The following is a 15,404-nucleotide window of genomic DNA, read 5'->3' as shown; positions in this document are numbered from 1 at the left end:
GGAGGATTCAACATCCTTTCTCAGCTCGGCCGGTAGCCCGTGTGGTCCGGGTTCGGCGTCAGCTTCCAGCCGTCGCCGTCGCCGTCGGCGACGACGAGGCTCTTCATGCCGCCGGCATCCGCGATCAGGGCGTAGTCCTGACCTGCGTCGGCGGCGTAGCAGAACAGCGTGACGAACGGCTCGTCACCGGTGTTCACACTGCGGTGGATCCAGTGGCCAGGCACGTTCACGGCCTTGCCGGGCGTGAGCTCGACCGCCTCGGACTGTCCGTCGATCGTCTCGAGCAGCATCACGCCGCGGCCGCTCAGGCAGTAGTACAGCTCGGCGCGGTCGGCGATGGCGTGCAGGTGCCCGCGGGTGACGGCGAACTCGGAGCCGTAACGCCCAGGCAGCAGCGTGCTGGTGCCGATGATCAGCGCACCAGGACCATCGACCCCGTCCTGATACCGATGGTCGTCGACCCAGTAGATCAGCTCGTCGGCGCCGCGGGCGGCGACGGAAGCCTGCCAAGCGGCTTCATCGTGGTAGACGCCGGCCATGTCACCGAGGAACTTCTCATACCGGCGCGAGCGCCCTTCGATGCCGCCCTCGGGCGAGATCAGCAGCGGAACGGGGAGATCGACGACGGGATGGGTGCTCACGGGGGCCTCCTGGTAACTTGTAATTACAGGTATACTCCAAACAGCCTGAAACAGGAACTCGGCATCACCGAGACGACGAGAACGCGAACCAGCGAGACGGCGAGACAGGACGAACTGTGATCATCGCGCACGACCTCGGCACCACCGGCGACAAGGCGTCCCTGCACCATGCAGACGGCCGGCTGGTGGCATCCGTCACCGTCCCCTACCCCGCGCATTTCTCGGCCGGCGGCGTCGCAGAGCAGAACCCGCAGGACTGGTGGGATGCCACTGTCGCCGCGACCCGCGAGCTGCTGTCTCGCACAGGAACGGCCCCCGCCGACATCGTCGGGCTCGTCGTGAGCGGCCAGATGATGGGCGCGGTGCTGCTGGATGCTGATGGAGAGCCAGTGCGGCCGGCGATCATATGGGCCGACACCCGCTCGGGCGCCCAGCAGCGCGAACTCGAAGCGGCACTCGGCGCCGAGCACGCCTACCGGGTGCTCGGCCACCGACTGAACCCCACCTACTCGGTGTCGAAGATCATGTGGGTGCGCGACAACGAGCCCGACGTCTGGGCGCGCGTGCGTCGCACCTGCGTCGCGAAGGACTTCATCGTGCTGCGCCTCACCGGGCGTCTGGCGACCGACCGCTCGGACGCCTCCGGGACGAACGCCTACGACCAGCAGCGCGGCACGTGGTCGGAGGAAGTGCTCGCAGCCGCGCGCCTCGACCCGACGCTGTTCCCCGAGATACTGGACTCCACCGCCATCGTCGGCACGCTGACAGCATCCGCCGCAGACGCACTGGGACTCGGAAGCGGCGTGCAGGTCGTGATGGGCGGCGGCGACGGCCCGATGGCCGCCGTCGGCTCTGGCATCGTCGCCCCCGAAGACGGCGCGTACGTGTGTCTCGGCACCAGCTCATGGATCTCATTCGCCTCCAATGCCCCGCTGCACGACCCGCTGATGCGCACCTTCACGTTCGACAACGTCGTGCCTGGCGGCTTCGTGCCCACCGCGACCATGCAGGCCGGCGGCGCCTCGGTGCAGTGGATCTCCGAGGCGCTCTCGCCGGATCCCGCGCACCCAGAGACCGGACGCCTGACGGCCGAGGCCAGTGCGGACATCGACACCGAGGACCTCTACTTCCTGCCGTATCTGCTCGGTGAGCGCTCCCCCATCTGGGACCCGAGCGCCCGCGGCGCGTTCGTCGGCATCGGCCGGCACCACTCACGTGCGCACCTGGTGCGGGCCGTGCTCGAGGGCACCGCGTTCAACCTGCTCACCTGCATCCAGGCGTTCCGCGAGTCCGGAGCGGTGATCGACGGCATCGACGCGGTCGGCGGCGGAGCGCAGAGCGATGCGTACCTGTCGGTGCTGGCCGACGTCTGGGGCGTTCCGGTGCGCCGCCGCACGATCGTCGAAGAGGCGAACAGTCTTGGCGCCGCCGTGACGGCCGCGGTCGGTCTCGGGCTGGCCGAGTTCTCAGCCGCGCGCGCGTTGAGCGAGGTGACGGCGGAGTTCATTCCGGATGCCGGCAGGCATGCGATCTACGCGGAACGGCACACCCGCTTCGCGGATGCCTACACGGCGCTCGCCCCGTGGTTCGCGAGGGCTCCGCGCGGCCTCGAGCGCAGTCATGAAGGCGCCGGCGCGACCGAACAGGAAGGAACCCGCTGATGGCCGTGATCCTCGTCACCAGCCGCTCGTTCTCGGACGGCGACCTCGACCTCGTCGAGCGCGCGGCCGCGGCCGGTCACCGCATCATGCGCGGCCCTGCGCACCACGACCCGACCGAGCTGCGCTCCCTGCTGCACGGCGCCGATGCCTGGATCGCCGGCACCGGCCCCGTCACCGCCGAGCACCTCGCCGCCGCCCCGAAGCTCAAGGTCATCGCCCGCTACGGCGTCGGCTACGAAGCGGTCGATCTGGCTGCGGCCGCCGCCCGCGGCATCCCCGTCACCAACACCCCCGGCGCGAACGCGAGCGCCGTCGCCGACCACGCGATCGGCCTCATGCTCGCGGCCCTTCGGACGATCCCCGACGGCGACCGGCGCGTGCGCGCCGGCGACTGGAGCGTGCGCCGCGGGCGAGAACTGGGCGCCGCGACCGTCGGCATCGTCGGCTTCGGCCGGATCGGGCAGGGTGTCGCCGCGCGGCTGCGCGGATTCGAACCTCGGATGCTGGCATCCGACCCCTACGTACCCGCGGACGACATCCGCAACACCGGCGCAGAACCGGCCGACCTGGACGAGCTGTTCCGCACCGCCGACGTCATCTCGCTGCACGCGCCAGGAGGGCAGCGACTCGTCGATGCCGCTCGCCTGTCTGAGATCCGCCCCGGCACCGTGCTGGTGAACACCGCGCGGCCGGACCTGATCGACGAGGCCGCGGTCGCCGACGCATTGCGCGAGGGCATCCTCGCCGGCTACGCCGCCGACACGCTCGACGGCGACACCGCGGCGAGCGCCAGCCCGCTGCTCGCGACCGACCTCGCCGACCGCGTGATCGTCACCCCGCATCTCGCCGCGCAGACCACCCAGGCCGTCGACAACATGGGCGCCATGTCGCTCGACGAGGTTCTCGCCGTGCTGCGCGGCGACGCCCCGACCTACCCTGTCACCCACTAGGCCCGTAACCCGCTAGGAGATCCCGATGACCACCGCCACTCCCTCTGCCGGATACATGGGCTTCGTCGGCGTGACCACAGGGTCATCGTCGATCATGAGCGTCTTCCCCCTGTGGGCCGACATCCTCGGGCTGCCGACCCGCACGCTCGTCGGCCACGACCTGCCCATGGACGCGGACCCGTCGCAGTACCGCGCGATGGTCGAGCAGATCCGTGACGATCCGAACCACCGCGGCGCCCTCGTGACGACGCACAAGATGAACGTCTACGCGGCAGCATCCGACCTCTTCGACGAACTCGACCCGTTCGCGGTCTCGTGCGGCGAGGTCTCGAGCATCTCCCAGCGCGGCGAGCGGCTGATCGGCCGCGCCAAGGATCCGATCACGGTCGACCTGGCGATGAACGATTTCCTGCCAGCCGACCACTTCGCGCGCACCGGCGCGGAGGTCGTGATCCTGGGCGCCGGCGGCTCGGGCACTGCGCTCAGCTGGGCGCTCTCCGAGCGCGAGGATGCACCGGCGCTCGTGACAGTGACGGACCGGTCGCAGCAGAAGCTCGACCACCTGCGTGAGGTGCACCGCCAGCACGGCACGCGTGACGGCCTGATCCGATACGTGCTCACGCCGACCGCGTCGGATGCTGACGCCGTGGTCGCGGCGGCCCCTGCCGGGTCGGTGATCGCGAACGCGACCGGTCTCGGCAAGGATCGACCCGGTTCCCCGCTCAGCGACGCCGTCGTGTTCCCGGCGGATGCCTGGGTGTGGGAGTTCAACTACCGCGGCTCGCTGGAGTTCCTGCACCAGGCGCGGGCACAGGCAGCCGATCGAGGGCTGCATGTCGTCGACGGCTGGCGGTACTTCATCCACGGCTGGTCGCAGGTCGTCGCCGACGTGTTCGAGATCTCGCTCACGCCGGCCGTCGTCGAAGAGCTCGCGGCCGCTGCGGAGTCGGTGCGCTGATCATGGCTGCGGTGCGCACGGTGCTCGGAGATGTCGCCGCGGCGTCGCTGGGCCGCGTGGACTACCACGAGCATCTCTTCCAGGTCTCGCCCCTGCTTCCCGGTGACGAGCTCGATGACGAGGCCGCGTCCGGCGCGGAGGCCGCATCGCTGAAGGCGAGCGGCTTTCTGACGATGGTGGATGCCACGCCGTTCGGCCTGGGACGCAACCCCGAGGCCGTCGCGCGGATCAGCGCGGCGACCGGTCTAGGCGTGATCGCGACCACTGGGTTGCACCGTGAGGCGCACTACGGCGACGACCACCCGATGCAGGTGTGGGACGTCGAGCGCCTGACGGCGCTGTTCACCGCCGACATCACGAACGGTATGCCTGCCGATGACGCCGACATCTTCGTCTCTCCCGAGGTCGCCACGGCGCGTGCTGCGAACGGCAGGGTGCGCGCCGGCATGCTCAAGGCGGGCGTCGGCTACTGGCGCATCAGCACCTTCGAGCGGGTGACCCTTGAGGCTGTGGCCGCCGCGCATCGTGCGACCGGCGCTCCGGTCATGGTGCACCTGGAGTTCTGCACCGCCGCCCACGAGGTGCTCGACCTGCTGGTGAGCTGCGGCGTGGCATCCGACCGCGTCGTGCTCGCACACGCCGACCGCGACCCCGACCCCGGGCTGCACCTGTCGCTCACTCAGCGCGGCGCGTACCTCGGCTACGACGGCTTCGCACGGCCGCGCACGCGCTCGGACGCGGAGCTGCTGACGCTGACCGCGGCCGTCGTCGACGGCGGCGGAGGCGACCGGGTGCTGCTCGGCGGCGATGTCGCCCGCGCCACGCGGTACGTCTCATACGGCGGGATGCCAGGCCTCGCCTACCTCGGCGAGCGGTACCTCCCGCGGCTGCGTTCCCTGATCGGCGATGCCGCAACAGATCGGATGCTGGAGGCGAACCCCGCCCGCCTCCTGCCCCTGCGCCCCTGACTCGCTGTTTCGGCTCCTCCCCCTCCGTCGAGAGCACGGGATCTCGCCGAGTGCACGGGTACTTCACGTCAACAGGCCGTGCACTCGACAGCATCCGGTGCACTCGGCGACAGCAGCACGGCGCAAGGGGCTGAGCATCCGAAGGGAGCGCGCCGAACGAAAAGGCCCCTCACCCGAAGGCGAGGGGCCCAGATCGATTCAGATCAGGCGATCCGGATCAGATCACTCGTAGAGAACTGCGGCGATCTCGGGGTCTTCGATGTTCGTCGCGTCGTACCAGTACGAACCGGTGTCGTAGAACTCGTCGACCTCCTTGCCGTTGGCGAGGTCGTAGGCCGCCTGCACGACGGTCTCGCCGATGCCGATCGGGTCCTGCGTGATCGCGCCGGCGAGCACGCCGCTCTTGATCGCGTCCATCTGCGCGGCGCCGGAGTCGAAGCCGACCGCGATGATGTCCTTGCTGGTCTTGCCGAGCTCGGTCAGAGCGTTGGCGACACCGACAGCCGAGCCCTCGTTGGTGGCGTAGATGCCCTTGAGGTCGGGGTGTGCGTTCAGCATCGACTTCGTGATGTCAGCCGACTTCAGGTGGTCTCCATCGCCGTACTGGATGTCGACGATCTCGATGTTCGGGTAGTCGGCCTTGATCTTGTCGACGAAGCCGTCACGACGCTCGACACCGGTCGAGTTGATCTGCGAGTGGCCGACGATCGCGACCTTGCCCTCGCCGCCGATCAGCTCTGCCATGTGCTCTGCAGCCAGTCCGCCGGCGACCTTGCTGTCGGTCGCGGCGAGGGTCTTGCCAACCTCGCTGTTGCAGGGAGCGTCGAAGTAGGCGACCGGGATGTCGGCTGCCGCAGCGTTGTCGAGCGCCGGGATGCACGCCTCGGGGTCGAGCGCCGCGTAGGCGATCGCGTCGGGCTTGCGGTCGATCGCCGACTGCAGCATCTGCAGCTGCTTCTCGATCTCGGTCTCGGCTCCGGGGCCCTCGAACGTGATCTTCACGCCGAGCTCCTCGCCCTTCTGCTCTGCGCCGGTCTTCACGGCCTGCCAGAACTGGTGCTGGAAGCCCTTCGAGACGAGCTCGATCGACATGGTCTTCTCGCCGCCCTCGTCCCCGCCGGCAGCGGGCTCGTCGCCCTTGCCGGTCGAGCAGCCGGCGAGCGACAGCGCAGTCAGGGTCGCGACCGCCGCGATGGCGATCTTCTTTCCGTACTTCATGTGAAACTCCATCGTTCTTTCAGGGTGATTCTCGGTGGACGGGGGAAAAGAGAATTCGGTCAGCTCTTGCCGCGGTTGCGCAGCGAGTCGAAGAACACGGCGATCAGGATGACGACACCGGTGAGGATGTACTGCCACTCGGTCTGGATCGACATGCTGCGCAGGCCGTTGATCAGCACGCTCATGATGAACGCGCCGATGACGGTGCCGACGATCGATCCGCGACCGCCCATCAGCGAGGTGCCGCCGATGATCACGGCCGCGATGGCCTGCAGCTCGTACCCCGCTCCGGCGGTCGGCTGCGCCGAGCCGAGACGGGCGGTCAGCAGCACACCGGCGATGCCGATGAACAGACCGGCGAAGACGTAGACCATGATCGTCCAGCGGCGGGTGTTCACACCCGACAGGCGGGTCGCCTCTTCGTTCGAGCCGATCGCGAAGGTGTAACGGCCGAGGATCGTCTTGTTCAGCACGAGGTAGGCGAACACCGCGAGGACGATGAAGATCAGCACGCCGGACGGCAGGCTGGCGAAGTAGCCGTCCGAGGCCGCGAGCACCGGGTCGAACTGCACGATGTTGGTGACCTGCGTGCGGGTCTCGGGGGCGAACGTGATCGGCTTCACCTGCGAGATCACGAGGGCCAGGCCCTGGGCGATCATCATCATCGCCAGGGTTGCGATGAACGGGGGAAGGCGCAGGAACGTGATGTTCACGCCGTTGATCAGGCCGATCAGCGCGCCGGTCGCGATCGCGCCGAGCACGCCGACCCAGACCGGGAGTCCCCAGCCGGTGATCATCGTGCCCATCATCACCGAGCACAGCGTCATGCCGAAGCCGAGCGACAGGTCGATGCCGGCGGTCACGATCACGAACGTCGTGCCGAGCGCGAGAACGCCGACGAGCACCGTCGACATGAGGATGTTCTCGATGTTGGATGCTGAGGTGAAGTTCGATCCGAAGATCGCGAAGAACACGAACAGCACCACCAGGGTGCCAAGGGCCAGGGACTGCTGGAACGAGTTGCGCAGGGCTGCGGCGATGCGGCCCTTGTCAGTGTTCTCGGACACCGCTGTCTGCACGACTGTCGTCGTCGAGTTGCTCATCAGTTGTCCTCTCCGTGCGCCGCGAGGTGCATGATCTTCTCCTGGGTGGCTTCGTCGTTCGCGAGTTCGCCGGTGACCTCTCCGTTCGCGAACACGGCGATGCGGTTCGCGATGCGGAGCAGCTCCGGCAGCTCGGACGAGATGACGATGATGGATTTGCCTGAGTCAGCGAGCTGCTGCATCAGACGGTAGATCTCCTCTTTCGCTCCGACGTCGATGCCTCGGGTGGGCTCGTCGAAGATGAGGATGTCGCAGTCGCGCATCAGCCATCGGGCGATGACGACCTTCTGCTGGTTCCCCCCGGACAGCAGCTTGACGACCTGGTTGACCGAGGGCGTCTTCACGCGCAGCTGCTGCACGTAGTCCTTGGTCTTGTTCTTCGCCTCGCGGTCGCCCATCCAGCCGATCGCGTTCGCGTAGGACCCGAGCGAGGCGAGCACAGTGTTGAAGGTCACACTCTGCTCGAGCATGAGGCCGAGCATCTTTCGGTCCTCCGACAGGTAGCCGATGCCGCGCTTGACCGCGTCCTCTGGGCGGCGGATGCGCTGGCGCCTGCCGTCGACCGTGATGGTGCCGGCATCACGAGGGTCGGCGCCGATGACAGCACGCGCCGTCTCGGTGCGACCGGCACCCATGAGGCCGGCGAATCCGAGGATCTCGCCCTTGTGCAGCCGGAACGACACGTCCTTGAGCAGCGCCTTGGTCGACAGCCCCTGCACATCCAGGACGACCGGCTCGGCACTGAAATCGCGGGATGCGGGCCGTGCGCCCTCATCGATCGCGCGCCCCACCATCATCTCGATGATCGTGGGGATGCTGATCTCGGACTTCTCGAGAGATCCGATGTACCGACCGTCTCGCAGCACCGAGACCCGGTCCGCGAGACGTCGCAGCTCGTCCATCCGGTGCGAGATGTAGACGATCCCTGTGCCCTTGGTCTTGAGCTGCTCGATGAGCGTGAACAGGGTCTCGACCTCGGTGTCGGTGAGCGCGGAGGTGGGCTCATCCATGATGAGTACCTTGGCGTTGAACGAGAGCGCCTTCGCGATCTCGACCATCTGCTGCTCGGCGACGGTGAGGTTTCCGACCTTCTCACGCGGGTCAAGGCGGATCTCGAGGCGGGCGAGCAGCTCTTCGGTCTGCTGGTTCAGTCGACGCTCTGAGACGAAAGGACCAGCCGTTGGCTCGCGTCCGATGTAGATGTTCTGCGCGACCGTGAGGTCGGGCATCATGTTCAGCTCCTGATGGATGATGGTGACACCCAGCTGCTGCGCCTGCAGCGGGCCGGTGAACTCGACCGGCTCGCCCTCGAACGTGATCGTTCCCTCGTCACGGGTGTAGATGCCCGAGAGGATCTTCATCAGAGTCGACTTGCCAGCGCCGTTCTCGCCGACGAGCACGAGCACCTCGCCCGCACGGACCTCAAGGCTCACGTCCTGGAGCGCCTGCACGCCGGGGAATCCCTTGCTGATTCCCTCCACCGTGAGGATGGGGTCACTCATGCCTGCACCTGCTCCCTTGGAGGCCCTGATGATTCCGACGGAACCATTCTAAACATCGGATCAATTGTGTATCCATCGCGCCGTATGCGCAACCTGTACTCACATGTAACTACACCTGAGGCGAGAATTCCACACCTGTAATAACAAGTTGGTCACACATCTGCGTGCACACCGAGCAGAGCATCTCCCACTGCAGCGCGAATCAGTGCAGAGCGATCGACCTCACAGCGATGAGCTTGTCGCGGATGAAGGCGTTCGCATGCGCGCCGAGCTCGTCACTGTCGGTCCAGAGGTTGCGCCAGATGCCCAGCATCCGACTCAGGTCCTCGGCGACCACCGCCGACGAGAACGACTCGAACACGATCGGGCCCTCGTACCCGATGCGTCCGAGAGCCTTGAAGAAGCCGTCGAAGTCGACGGTCCCCGTTCCGAGGTATCCGCGGTGGCTCTCGCCGATGTGCACGTAGCGCAGCGCCGGGGCGGCATCGAGAACCGGGGCGACCATATCCGACTCCTCGATGTTCATGTGGTACGTGTCGAGGTGGATGCCGAGGTTCGGCCGATCGATGAGCGCGAGATGCTCCAGTGCCTGGCGCGCCGTGTTGAGCACGTTGGTCTCGTAGCGGTTGACGACCTCGAGCGAGACCTGCACGCCGCGCGTCGCGGCGTGATCGGCGACCCGAGAGATGGCCTGACGACTGCTCTCCAGACCCGCCGGCGTCGCCGGCAGCATGTACTTCTTCATCGCCGAGTAGATGACGCCGCAGAAATGCGTGCCGCCGAGTTCAGCGAGCACGTCGACCGCGCGGATCAGCAGCGCCTCGCCGGCCGCGACGACGGCCGGGTCGGCGCTGGTGACATCCGTCGCGTCCGACAGTCCGAGCGATGCGCTGACGGCCAGACCGTGGTCAGCGAGTGCCGCCTTCGCCGCCTCGACGTCGAACGAGAACGGATCCATGAGCGGGAACTCGATCAGATCGAATCCGGCCTCGGCGGTCTTCTCGACTGCGAGGCGGATCCCCGCAGAGTCGAACGTTCCGGTCCAGACCAGTCCGTGGCATCCGATGTTCACAGCAGCTCCTTCGCTGAATTGGCACGTTGCAATTTGCGTTGACCTGACGGTACCCGCGAAAGTTGCAACGTGTCAAGAGCCGGTATGGTGTGCCTTGGAACACGTGGGAGAGGAAGCACATGCGCGCCAGCGTCAAAGACGTCGCCGCCACCGCCGGCGTCTCGGCATCCACCGTGTCGAACTTCCTGAATCACCCGGAGCTGCTCACCACACGCACCCGGGAACGAGTGCAGGCCGCCATCGACCAGCTCGGCTACGTGCCGAACGAGTCGGCCAGGCAATTGCGGGCGGGGTCCGGCCGGACGATCGCGCTCATCCTGCTGGATGCCTGGCTGCCGTACTTCCACGAGCTCTCCCGCGGCGTCGAGGACGTGACACGCGAGGACGGATGGTCGCTCTTCTTCAGCAACAGCAGCCGGGACGCCACCCAGGAACAGCGCAACATCGACATGTTCGAGGCGCATCGCGCACGCGGCATCATCATCTACCCGCTTGGCGATGTGCTGCCGCGGCTCGAGCAGCTGTCTTCACGCGGCATCCGCTCGGTCATCATCGGTCCGTCGCACGCGTCGGATGCCGTCGGCTTCGTGCCATTCGACGATCGCGGCGGCGGTCGTCTCGCCGGCGCACACCTGGTCGAGCTCGGGCGTCGGCGCATCGCTTTTCTGGGAGATCCGGATGCCGTCAGCCAGACGGCCGATCGCCTCGCCGGCCTCGTGGATGCCGCGCACACGCTCGCGGAGATCGAGGTCCTGCCAGCACCGGGCCTGACGATCGAAGCAGGGGTCGATGCGGCGCAGCGCATCGTCGCCCGGCCGGCGCACCTTCGCCCTGACGCCGTGTTCGCAGCCAACGACATGCTCGCCATCGGCGCGCTGACAGCCTTTCTCCGCGCGGGGCTGCGCGTGCCGGAGGACATCGCGATCATCGGATTCGACGACGTCGCTCAGGCCCACGAAACGCTGGTGCCGCTCACGACCATCCGTCAGCCCGGCTACGAGATCGGACGCGCCGCCGCTTCCGCCCTGCTCAGCCAGCTCGCCGATCCGAGCGCACCCGCCGCGCCCGTCACGCGCTTCCGCGCCGAGCTGATCGTGCGGGAATCGACGGCCGGCTGACGAGTCGGGACGTGCGAGCATGACGCAGCTCGACGCGCCCCGTCACGCGGCGCGAGCTCAGACGGGGATGAGCCCTTCAGCGGCGAGGTTCGCCCACAGCTCTGCGGGGATCTCCAGCGCCGCGTACTCGGCATTCTGCCGCAGCTGCGCCGGACGGCTGCCGCCGACGACGACCGAGCGGACGGCTGCCGCGCGCAGCGGGAATTGGATGGCCGCAGCAGGCAGCGGCACGTCGTGATCCGCGCAGACCGCGGCGAGGCGAACCAGACGCTCCCACAGCTCGTCTGGCAGCTGCCCGTACTCGTAGCGTCCATCGCGCTTCGGCTCGCTCTGCGCGAGCAGACCCGAGTTGAAGACGGATGCCGCGACGATGCCGGTGCCGCGCTCGTCGCACGCCGGCAGCACCTCAGTCGCTGCGGGCTGCTCGAGCAGCGTGTAGCGACCCGCGACCATGATGATGTCGAGGTCGGCCTCGCGGACGGCCCGTGCGAGGGCATCCGCCGTCATCGCGCCGATGCCGACCGCCGTCACGACACCCTCGTCACGCACCTTCTCGAGTGCGGGGAATGCCTCTGCCAGGGCGAGGTCGAGGTCGTGCCGCTCTGGATCGTGCAGGTAGAGCAGGTCGATCTTCGCGAGCCCGAGGCGCTCCTGCGACTCGGCGATGCTGGCACGGATGCCGGCCTCACTGAAGTCCCACTCGCGGCGCAGGTCGTTCGGCACGTGGAAGTCGTTGTCGGTGTCAAGGCCGCCCGGCACATACTCGGGGTTCGGCCGCAGCAGGCGCCCGGCCTTCGTCGAGACCACGAACTCATCGCGCGGCTTGGTCTGCAGGAAAGCGCCGAGGCGCTTCTCGGAGACGCCGAGCCCGTAGTGCGGTGCGGTGTCGAAGTATCGGATGCCCGCATCCCAGGCCGCCTCGAGAACCGCCCACGCCTCATCGTCGGTGAGTGCGCGGAACAGGTTTCCGACGTTCGCGGCGCCGTAGCCGAGGGTCGGCAGCGTGAGTTCAGTCCGTGACATGCTGGCCGGTCCAGGTGTACTTCGCGATGCTCTCGGCCTTCATCTCCATGCTCGTGCCCGGCTCGGTGGGAGCCATGTACGAGCCGCCCTGGATGTCGGTCGGGACGACGAAGTGCTCGTGCAGGTGGTCGACGAACTCGATGAGGCGACCTTCGCGAGTGCCGGTGACGGCGACGAAGTCGAACATCGACAGGTGCTGCACGGCCTCGCACAGACCGACGCCGCCCGCGTGCGGGCACACCGGGACGCCGAACTTGGCGGCGAGCAGCAGGTTGGCGATGTTCTCGTTCACTCCGGCGACGCGCACCGAGTCGATCTGCATGACCTCGATGGCGTCGGCCTGCAGCAGCTGCTTGAAGATCATCCGGTTCTGCGCGTGCTCGCCGGTGGCGACCCTGATGGGGGCGACGCCGCGGGCGATCTCGGCATGACCGAGGATGTCGTCGGGGCTGGTGGGCTCCTCGATCCAGGCGGGGTTGAACTCCGCGAGGGCGTTCACCCACTCGATGGCCTCAGACACCTCCCAGCGCTGGTTGGCGTCGATCGCGATCGGGAAGTCGGGCCCGCACACCTCGCGCGCCTTGCGGAAGCGGCGGATGTCGTCCTCGAGGTCGGCGCCCACCTTGAGTTTGATCTGCGTGAAGCCGGCGTCCATCGCCTCGCGGGCGAGCCGCTCCAGCTTCTCGTCGGAGTAGCCGAGCCAGCCGGGGCTGGTGGTGTACGCGCGGTAGCCGGTGGCCAGCAGCTGCGCTTCGCGCTCTTCCCGACCGGGGACGGCAGCGCGGAGGATCTCGAGCGCCTCGTCGCGGGTCAGCGCATTGGTCAGGTAGCGGAAGTCGACCAGGTCGACGATCTGCTCCGGCGTCATGCGGGCGAGCAGCTGCCACAGGGGGAGCCCTGCGCGCTTGGCCTTGATATCCCAAAGCGCGTTGATCACGGCGCCGATGGCCATGTGCATGACGCCCTTCTCGGGTCCCAGCCAGCGCAGCTGCGAGTCGCCGATGATCTCGCGGAAGATACCGCCCATGTCATCGAGCATCGGCTCGAGCTCACGCCCGACGAGGTGTCCGGCCAGCGCGTCGATCGCTGCGACCTGCACGTCATTGCCGCGGCCGATCGTGAACACGAAGGCGTGACCCTCGACGTCATCATCGGCGTCGGTGCGTACGATCACGTACGCCGCCGAGTAATCGGGATCGGGGTTCATGGCATCTGAGCCGTCAAGGCTCAGCGACGTGGGAAAGCGGATGTCGCTGGTGTCCAGCGCGACGATACGGCTCACGATGCTCCTTCGATGCGTCGCGGATCTGACGCAGATACTTGGAGTGTAAACATCCGACGTCTATACTGTCAATTGACGGTGGCCGTCGATGGCATCCGTCAGGAAGACCTGAAGGAGAATCATGAAGTTCGCTCGACTTGGCGAGCCGGGGAGTGAGATTCCGGTCGTCATCGACCACGGTCGCACCTTCGACCTGCGCCCCGTGACATCCGATGTGAACGGCGACTTCCTCGCCGAGGACCCGATCGGACGCACGCAGGCGGCGTTGGATGCCGGCACGCTCACCGAATTGTCGGATGCTGACTCGCTGCGCATCGGCGCACCGATCGCCCGTCCCAGCGCCGTCATCTGCATCGGCCAGAACTACGCCGCCCACGCGCGGGAGTCTGGCGCCGAGCCGCCCACGATCCCGATCATGTTCCTGAAGACGCCCAACACCGTCGTCGGCCCGAACGATGACGTGACGATCCCGCGCGGCAGCGAGAAGACCGACTGGGAGGTCGAACTCGGCATCGTCATCGGCAAGCGGGCCGCGTACCTCGACTCGGTGGACGAGGCGGATGCCCACATCGCCGGCTACGTCGTGGCCAACGATGTCTCGGAGCGCGCGTACCAGATGGAGGTCTCCGGCGGACAGTGGTCGAAGGGCAAGATCGCCTTCGGCTTCAACCCGACCGGCCCATGGCTGGTGACGCCGGACGAGGTGGACGTCGACAACCTGCGGCTGAAGAGCTTCGTCAACGGCGAGGCCCGTCAGGACTCGAACACCGACGACATGATCTTCGACGTGCGCACCATCGTGCACCACCTGTCGCAGTACGTCACCCTCGAGCCCGGCGACCTCATCCTCACCGGCACCCCGCAGGGCGTCGCCTTCGGCGGCAAGTTCCCCTATCTGAAGGCTGGCGACGTCGTCGACATCGAGATCGAGGGCCTCGGCGCGCAGCGCCAGGAGTTCGTGGCATGGGAGGCCTCGAAGTGAGCGGACAGCTTGACGGACTGGTGGCGATCGTCACCGGCGGAGCATCCGGCATCGGCGCCTCGGTCGCGGCAAAGCTGTACGACGAGGGCGCGCAGATCGCGGTTCTCGATCGCGACATCGCGGGAGCCGACGAGCGCTTCGCAGCGTTCACGGCCGACGTCTCCGACCGCGAGTCGGTGGATGCCGCCGTCGCAGCTGCTGCCGAAAAGTTCGGGCGCATCGACATCGTCATCAACAACGCCGGCATCGGCGCCCAGGGTGACATCTCGGCGAACGACGATGCCGAGTGGGCCCGCGTGCTCTCGATCAACGTCACCGGCATCGCCCGCGTGACCGCGGCCGCTCTGCCCTGGCTGCGGAAGTCGCCTTCGGCGGCGGTCTGCAACACAGCATCCATCGCCTCGACGACGGGCCTGCCGCAGCGCGCGCTGTACTCGGCGTCGAAGGGTGCCGTCTCGGCACTGACCCGCGCCATGGCCGCGGATCACCTGCGCGAGGGCATCCGCGTCAACGCCGTCAACCCCGGCACCGCCGACACCCCGTGGGTCGGTCGTCTGCTCGACTCGGCTGCGGACCCCGCCGCCGAGCGCGCGGCGCTGAACGCCCGCCAGCCGCACGGCCGCCTGGTCGCGCCCGACGAGGTCGCCGGCGCCGTGCTGTACCTGGTCAGCCCGCTGTCCGGTTCGACGACGGGAACGTTCATCGAGGTCGACGGCGGCATGGCCGCGCTGCGCCTCCGCTCGGAGTAGTCCGGGCTGCGGCAGCAGCCGCCCGCTGCAGTCTGTGCCCTTCCGGTCGCAATTTCTCCCGCCTCGGCGGGTCGCGTCACCATTCAGGTCGCAATTTCTCCCGTTCGCTCACCGGGTGAACGGGAGAAATTGCGACTGGAGCGCCGCACTTGGGTTGTGGATAACCGCGGCGACAGA

The 15,404-nt window shown here is 67.6% G+C and carries 14 protein-coding genes; 7 read left to right on the top strand and 7 right to left on the bottom strand.

The window, feature by feature from the left end:
• Positions 1–20: 20 nt before the first annotated feature.
• Positions 21–641 (bottom strand): glucose-6-phosphate isomerase family protein, encoded by a 621-nt coding sequence (locus MNR00_RS02100; RefSeq protein WP_241927526.1) that lies wholly within the window; start codon positions 639–641, stop codon positions 21–23.
• A 116-nt stretch (positions 642–757) separates the two neighbouring features.
• Between MNR00_RS02100 and xylB the strand changes: the two genes are divergently transcribed.
• From xylB to MNR00_RS02080, 4 genes are read left to right on the top strand one after another with little or no spacing between them, the layout of a single operon-like run.
• The gene (gene xylB, locus MNR00_RS02095; protein ID WP_241927525.1) at positions 758–2,302 is read left to right on the top strand and encodes a xylulokinase; all 1,545 of its coding nucleotides are present in this window, start codon (positions 758–760) and stop codon (positions 2,300–2,302) included.
• The gene (locus MNR00_RS02090; protein ID WP_241927524.1) at positions 2,302–3,252 is read left to right on the top strand and encodes a phosphoglycerate dehydrogenase; all 951 of its coding nucleotides are present in this window, start codon (positions 2,302–2,304) and stop codon (positions 3,250–3,252) included. The genes xylB and MNR00_RS02090 overlap by 1 nt, the downstream gene beginning before the upstream one ends.
• 25 nt (positions 3,253–3,277) lie before the next feature.
• Positions 3,278–4,210: a shikimate dehydrogenase gene (locus MNR00_RS02085; protein WP_241927523.1), complete on the top strand. Its 933-nt coding sequence runs from the start codon at positions 3,278–3,280 to the stop codon at positions 4,208–4,210.
• A gap of 2 nt (positions 4,211–4,212) precedes the next feature.
• Positions 4,213–5,178, top strand: coding sequence for an aryldialkylphosphatase (locus MNR00_RS02080; protein ID WP_241927522.1), 966 nt, complete (start codon positions 4,213–4,215; stop codon positions 5,176–5,178).
• A 222-nt stretch (positions 5,179–5,400) separates the two neighbouring features.
• Here the strand turns inward: MNR00_RS02080 and MNR00_RS02075 are convergent, their stop codons facing one another.
• The 4 genes from MNR00_RS02075 to MNR00_RS02060 all read right to left on the bottom strand — a co-directional run bounded on the left by MNR00_RS02075 (position 5,401) and on the right by MNR00_RS02060 (position 10,073).
• Entirely contained in the window at positions 5,401–6,396 is a 996-nt protein-coding gene (locus MNR00_RS02075) for an ABC transporter substrate-binding protein (RefSeq protein WP_241927521.1), read from the bottom strand.
• Positions 6,397–6,455: 59 nt separating this feature from the next.
• Complete coding sequence (locus MNR00_RS02070) at positions 6,456–7,499, bottom strand: ABC transporter permease (protein ID WP_241927520.1); 1,044 nt, start codon at positions 7,497–7,499, stop codon at positions 6,456–6,458.
• Positions 7,499–9,001 carry a sugar ABC transporter ATP-binding protein gene (locus MNR00_RS02065; RefSeq protein WP_241927519.1) on the bottom strand — a complete coding sequence of 501 codons (1,503 nt, stop codon included), beginning with the start codon at positions 8,999–9,001 and terminating at the stop codon, positions 7,499–7,501. The genes MNR00_RS02070 and MNR00_RS02065 overlap by 1 nt, the downstream gene beginning before the upstream one ends.
• Positions 9,002–9,203: 202 nt before the next feature.
• Positions 9,204–10,073 carry a sugar phosphate isomerase/epimerase family protein gene (locus MNR00_RS02060; protein ID WP_241927518.1) on the bottom strand — a complete coding sequence of 290 codons (870 nt, stop codon included), beginning with the start codon at positions 10,071–10,073 and terminating at the stop codon, positions 9,204–9,206.
• A gap of 119 nt (positions 10,074–10,192) precedes the next feature.
• Here MNR00_RS02060 and MNR00_RS02055 point away from each other — a divergent pair, with 119 nt between their 5' ends.
• Positions 10,193–11,191 carry a LacI family DNA-binding transcriptional regulator gene (locus tag MNR00_RS02055; RefSeq protein WP_241927517.1) on the top strand — a complete coding sequence of 333 codons (999 nt, stop codon included), beginning with the start codon at positions 10,193–10,195 and terminating at the stop codon, positions 11,189–11,191.
• 57 nt (positions 11,192–11,248) lie between these two features.
• Here the strand turns inward: MNR00_RS02055 and MNR00_RS02050 are convergent, their stop codons facing one another.
• The gene (locus tag MNR00_RS02050; protein ID WP_241927516.1) at positions 11,249–12,214 is read right to left on the bottom strand and encodes an aldo/keto reductase; all 966 of its coding nucleotides are present in this window, start codon (positions 12,212–12,214) and stop codon (positions 11,249–11,251) included.
• Entirely contained in the window at positions 12,201–13,496 is a 1,296-nt protein-coding gene (locus tag MNR00_RS02045; protein ID WP_241927515.1) for an L-fuconate dehydratase, read from the bottom strand. The genes MNR00_RS02050 and MNR00_RS02045 overlap by 14 nt, the downstream gene beginning before the upstream one ends.
• Before the next feature lie 121 nt (positions 13,497–13,617).
• Between MNR00_RS02045 and MNR00_RS02040 the strand changes: the two genes are divergently transcribed.
• On the top strand, positions 13,618–14,478 hold the full coding sequence (locus MNR00_RS02040; RefSeq protein WP_241927514.1) for a fumarylacetoacetate hydrolase family protein: 861 nt from the start codon (positions 13,618–13,620) through the stop codon (positions 14,476–14,478).
• On the top strand, positions 14,460–15,227 hold the full coding sequence (locus MNR00_RS02035) for an SDR family oxidoreductase (protein WP_241927513.1): 768 nt from the start codon (positions 14,460–14,462) through the stop codon (positions 15,225–15,227). The genes MNR00_RS02040 and MNR00_RS02035 overlap by 19 nt, the downstream gene beginning before the upstream one ends.
• Positions 15,228–15,404 lie beyond the last annotated feature (177 nt).

It is taken from the genome of Microbacterium sp. H1-D42 (assembly GCF_022637555.1).
In the GTDB taxonomy this organism is placed as follows: domain Bacteria; phylum Actinomycetota; class Actinomycetes; order Actinomycetales; family Microbacteriaceae; genus Microbacterium.
Note: the sequence above shows the minus strand (reverse complement) of the source record. Positions and strands in the feature narration are given on the sequence as shown.

Coding starts and splice junctions, on each gene's coding strand:
- MNR00_RS02090 (WP_241927524.1), top strand. CDS start 2,302: ATGGCCGTGATCCTCGTCACCAGCCGCTCGTTCTCGGACGGCGACCTC.
- MNR00_RS02085 (WP_241927523.1), top strand. CDS start 3,278: ATGACCACCGCCACTCCCTCTGCCGGATACATGGGCTTCGTCGGCGTG.
- MNR00_RS02080 (WP_241927522.1), top strand. CDS start 4,213: ATGGCTGCGGTGCGCACGGTGCTCGGAGATGTCGCCGCGGCGTCGCTG.
- MNR00_RS02075 (WP_241927521.1), bottom strand. CDS start 6,396: ATGAAGTACGGAAAGAAGATCGCCATCGCGGCGGTCGCGACCCTGACT.
- MNR00_RS02070 (WP_241927520.1), bottom strand. CDS start 7,499: ATGAGCAACTCGACGACGACAGTCGTGCAGACAGCGGTGTCCGAGAAC.
- MNR00_RS02065 (WP_241927519.1), bottom strand. CDS start 9,001: ATGAGTGACCCCATCCTCACGGTGGAGGGAATCAGCAAGGGATTCCCC.
- MNR00_RS02055 (WP_241927517.1), top strand. CDS start 10,193: ATGCGCGCCAGCGTCAAAGACGTCGCCGCCACCGCCGGCGTCTCGGCA.
- MNR00_RS02050 (WP_241927516.1), bottom strand. CDS start 12,214: ATGTCACGGACTGAACTCACGCTGCCGACCCTCGGCTACGGCGCCGCG.
- MNR00_RS02040 (WP_241927514.1), top strand. CDS start 13,618: ATGAAGTTCGCTCGACTTGGCGAGCCGGGGAGTGAGATTCCGGTCGTC.
- MNR00_RS02035 (WP_241927513.1), top strand. CDS start 14,460: ATGGGAGGCCTCGAAGTGAGCGGACAGCTTGACGGACTGGTGGCGATC.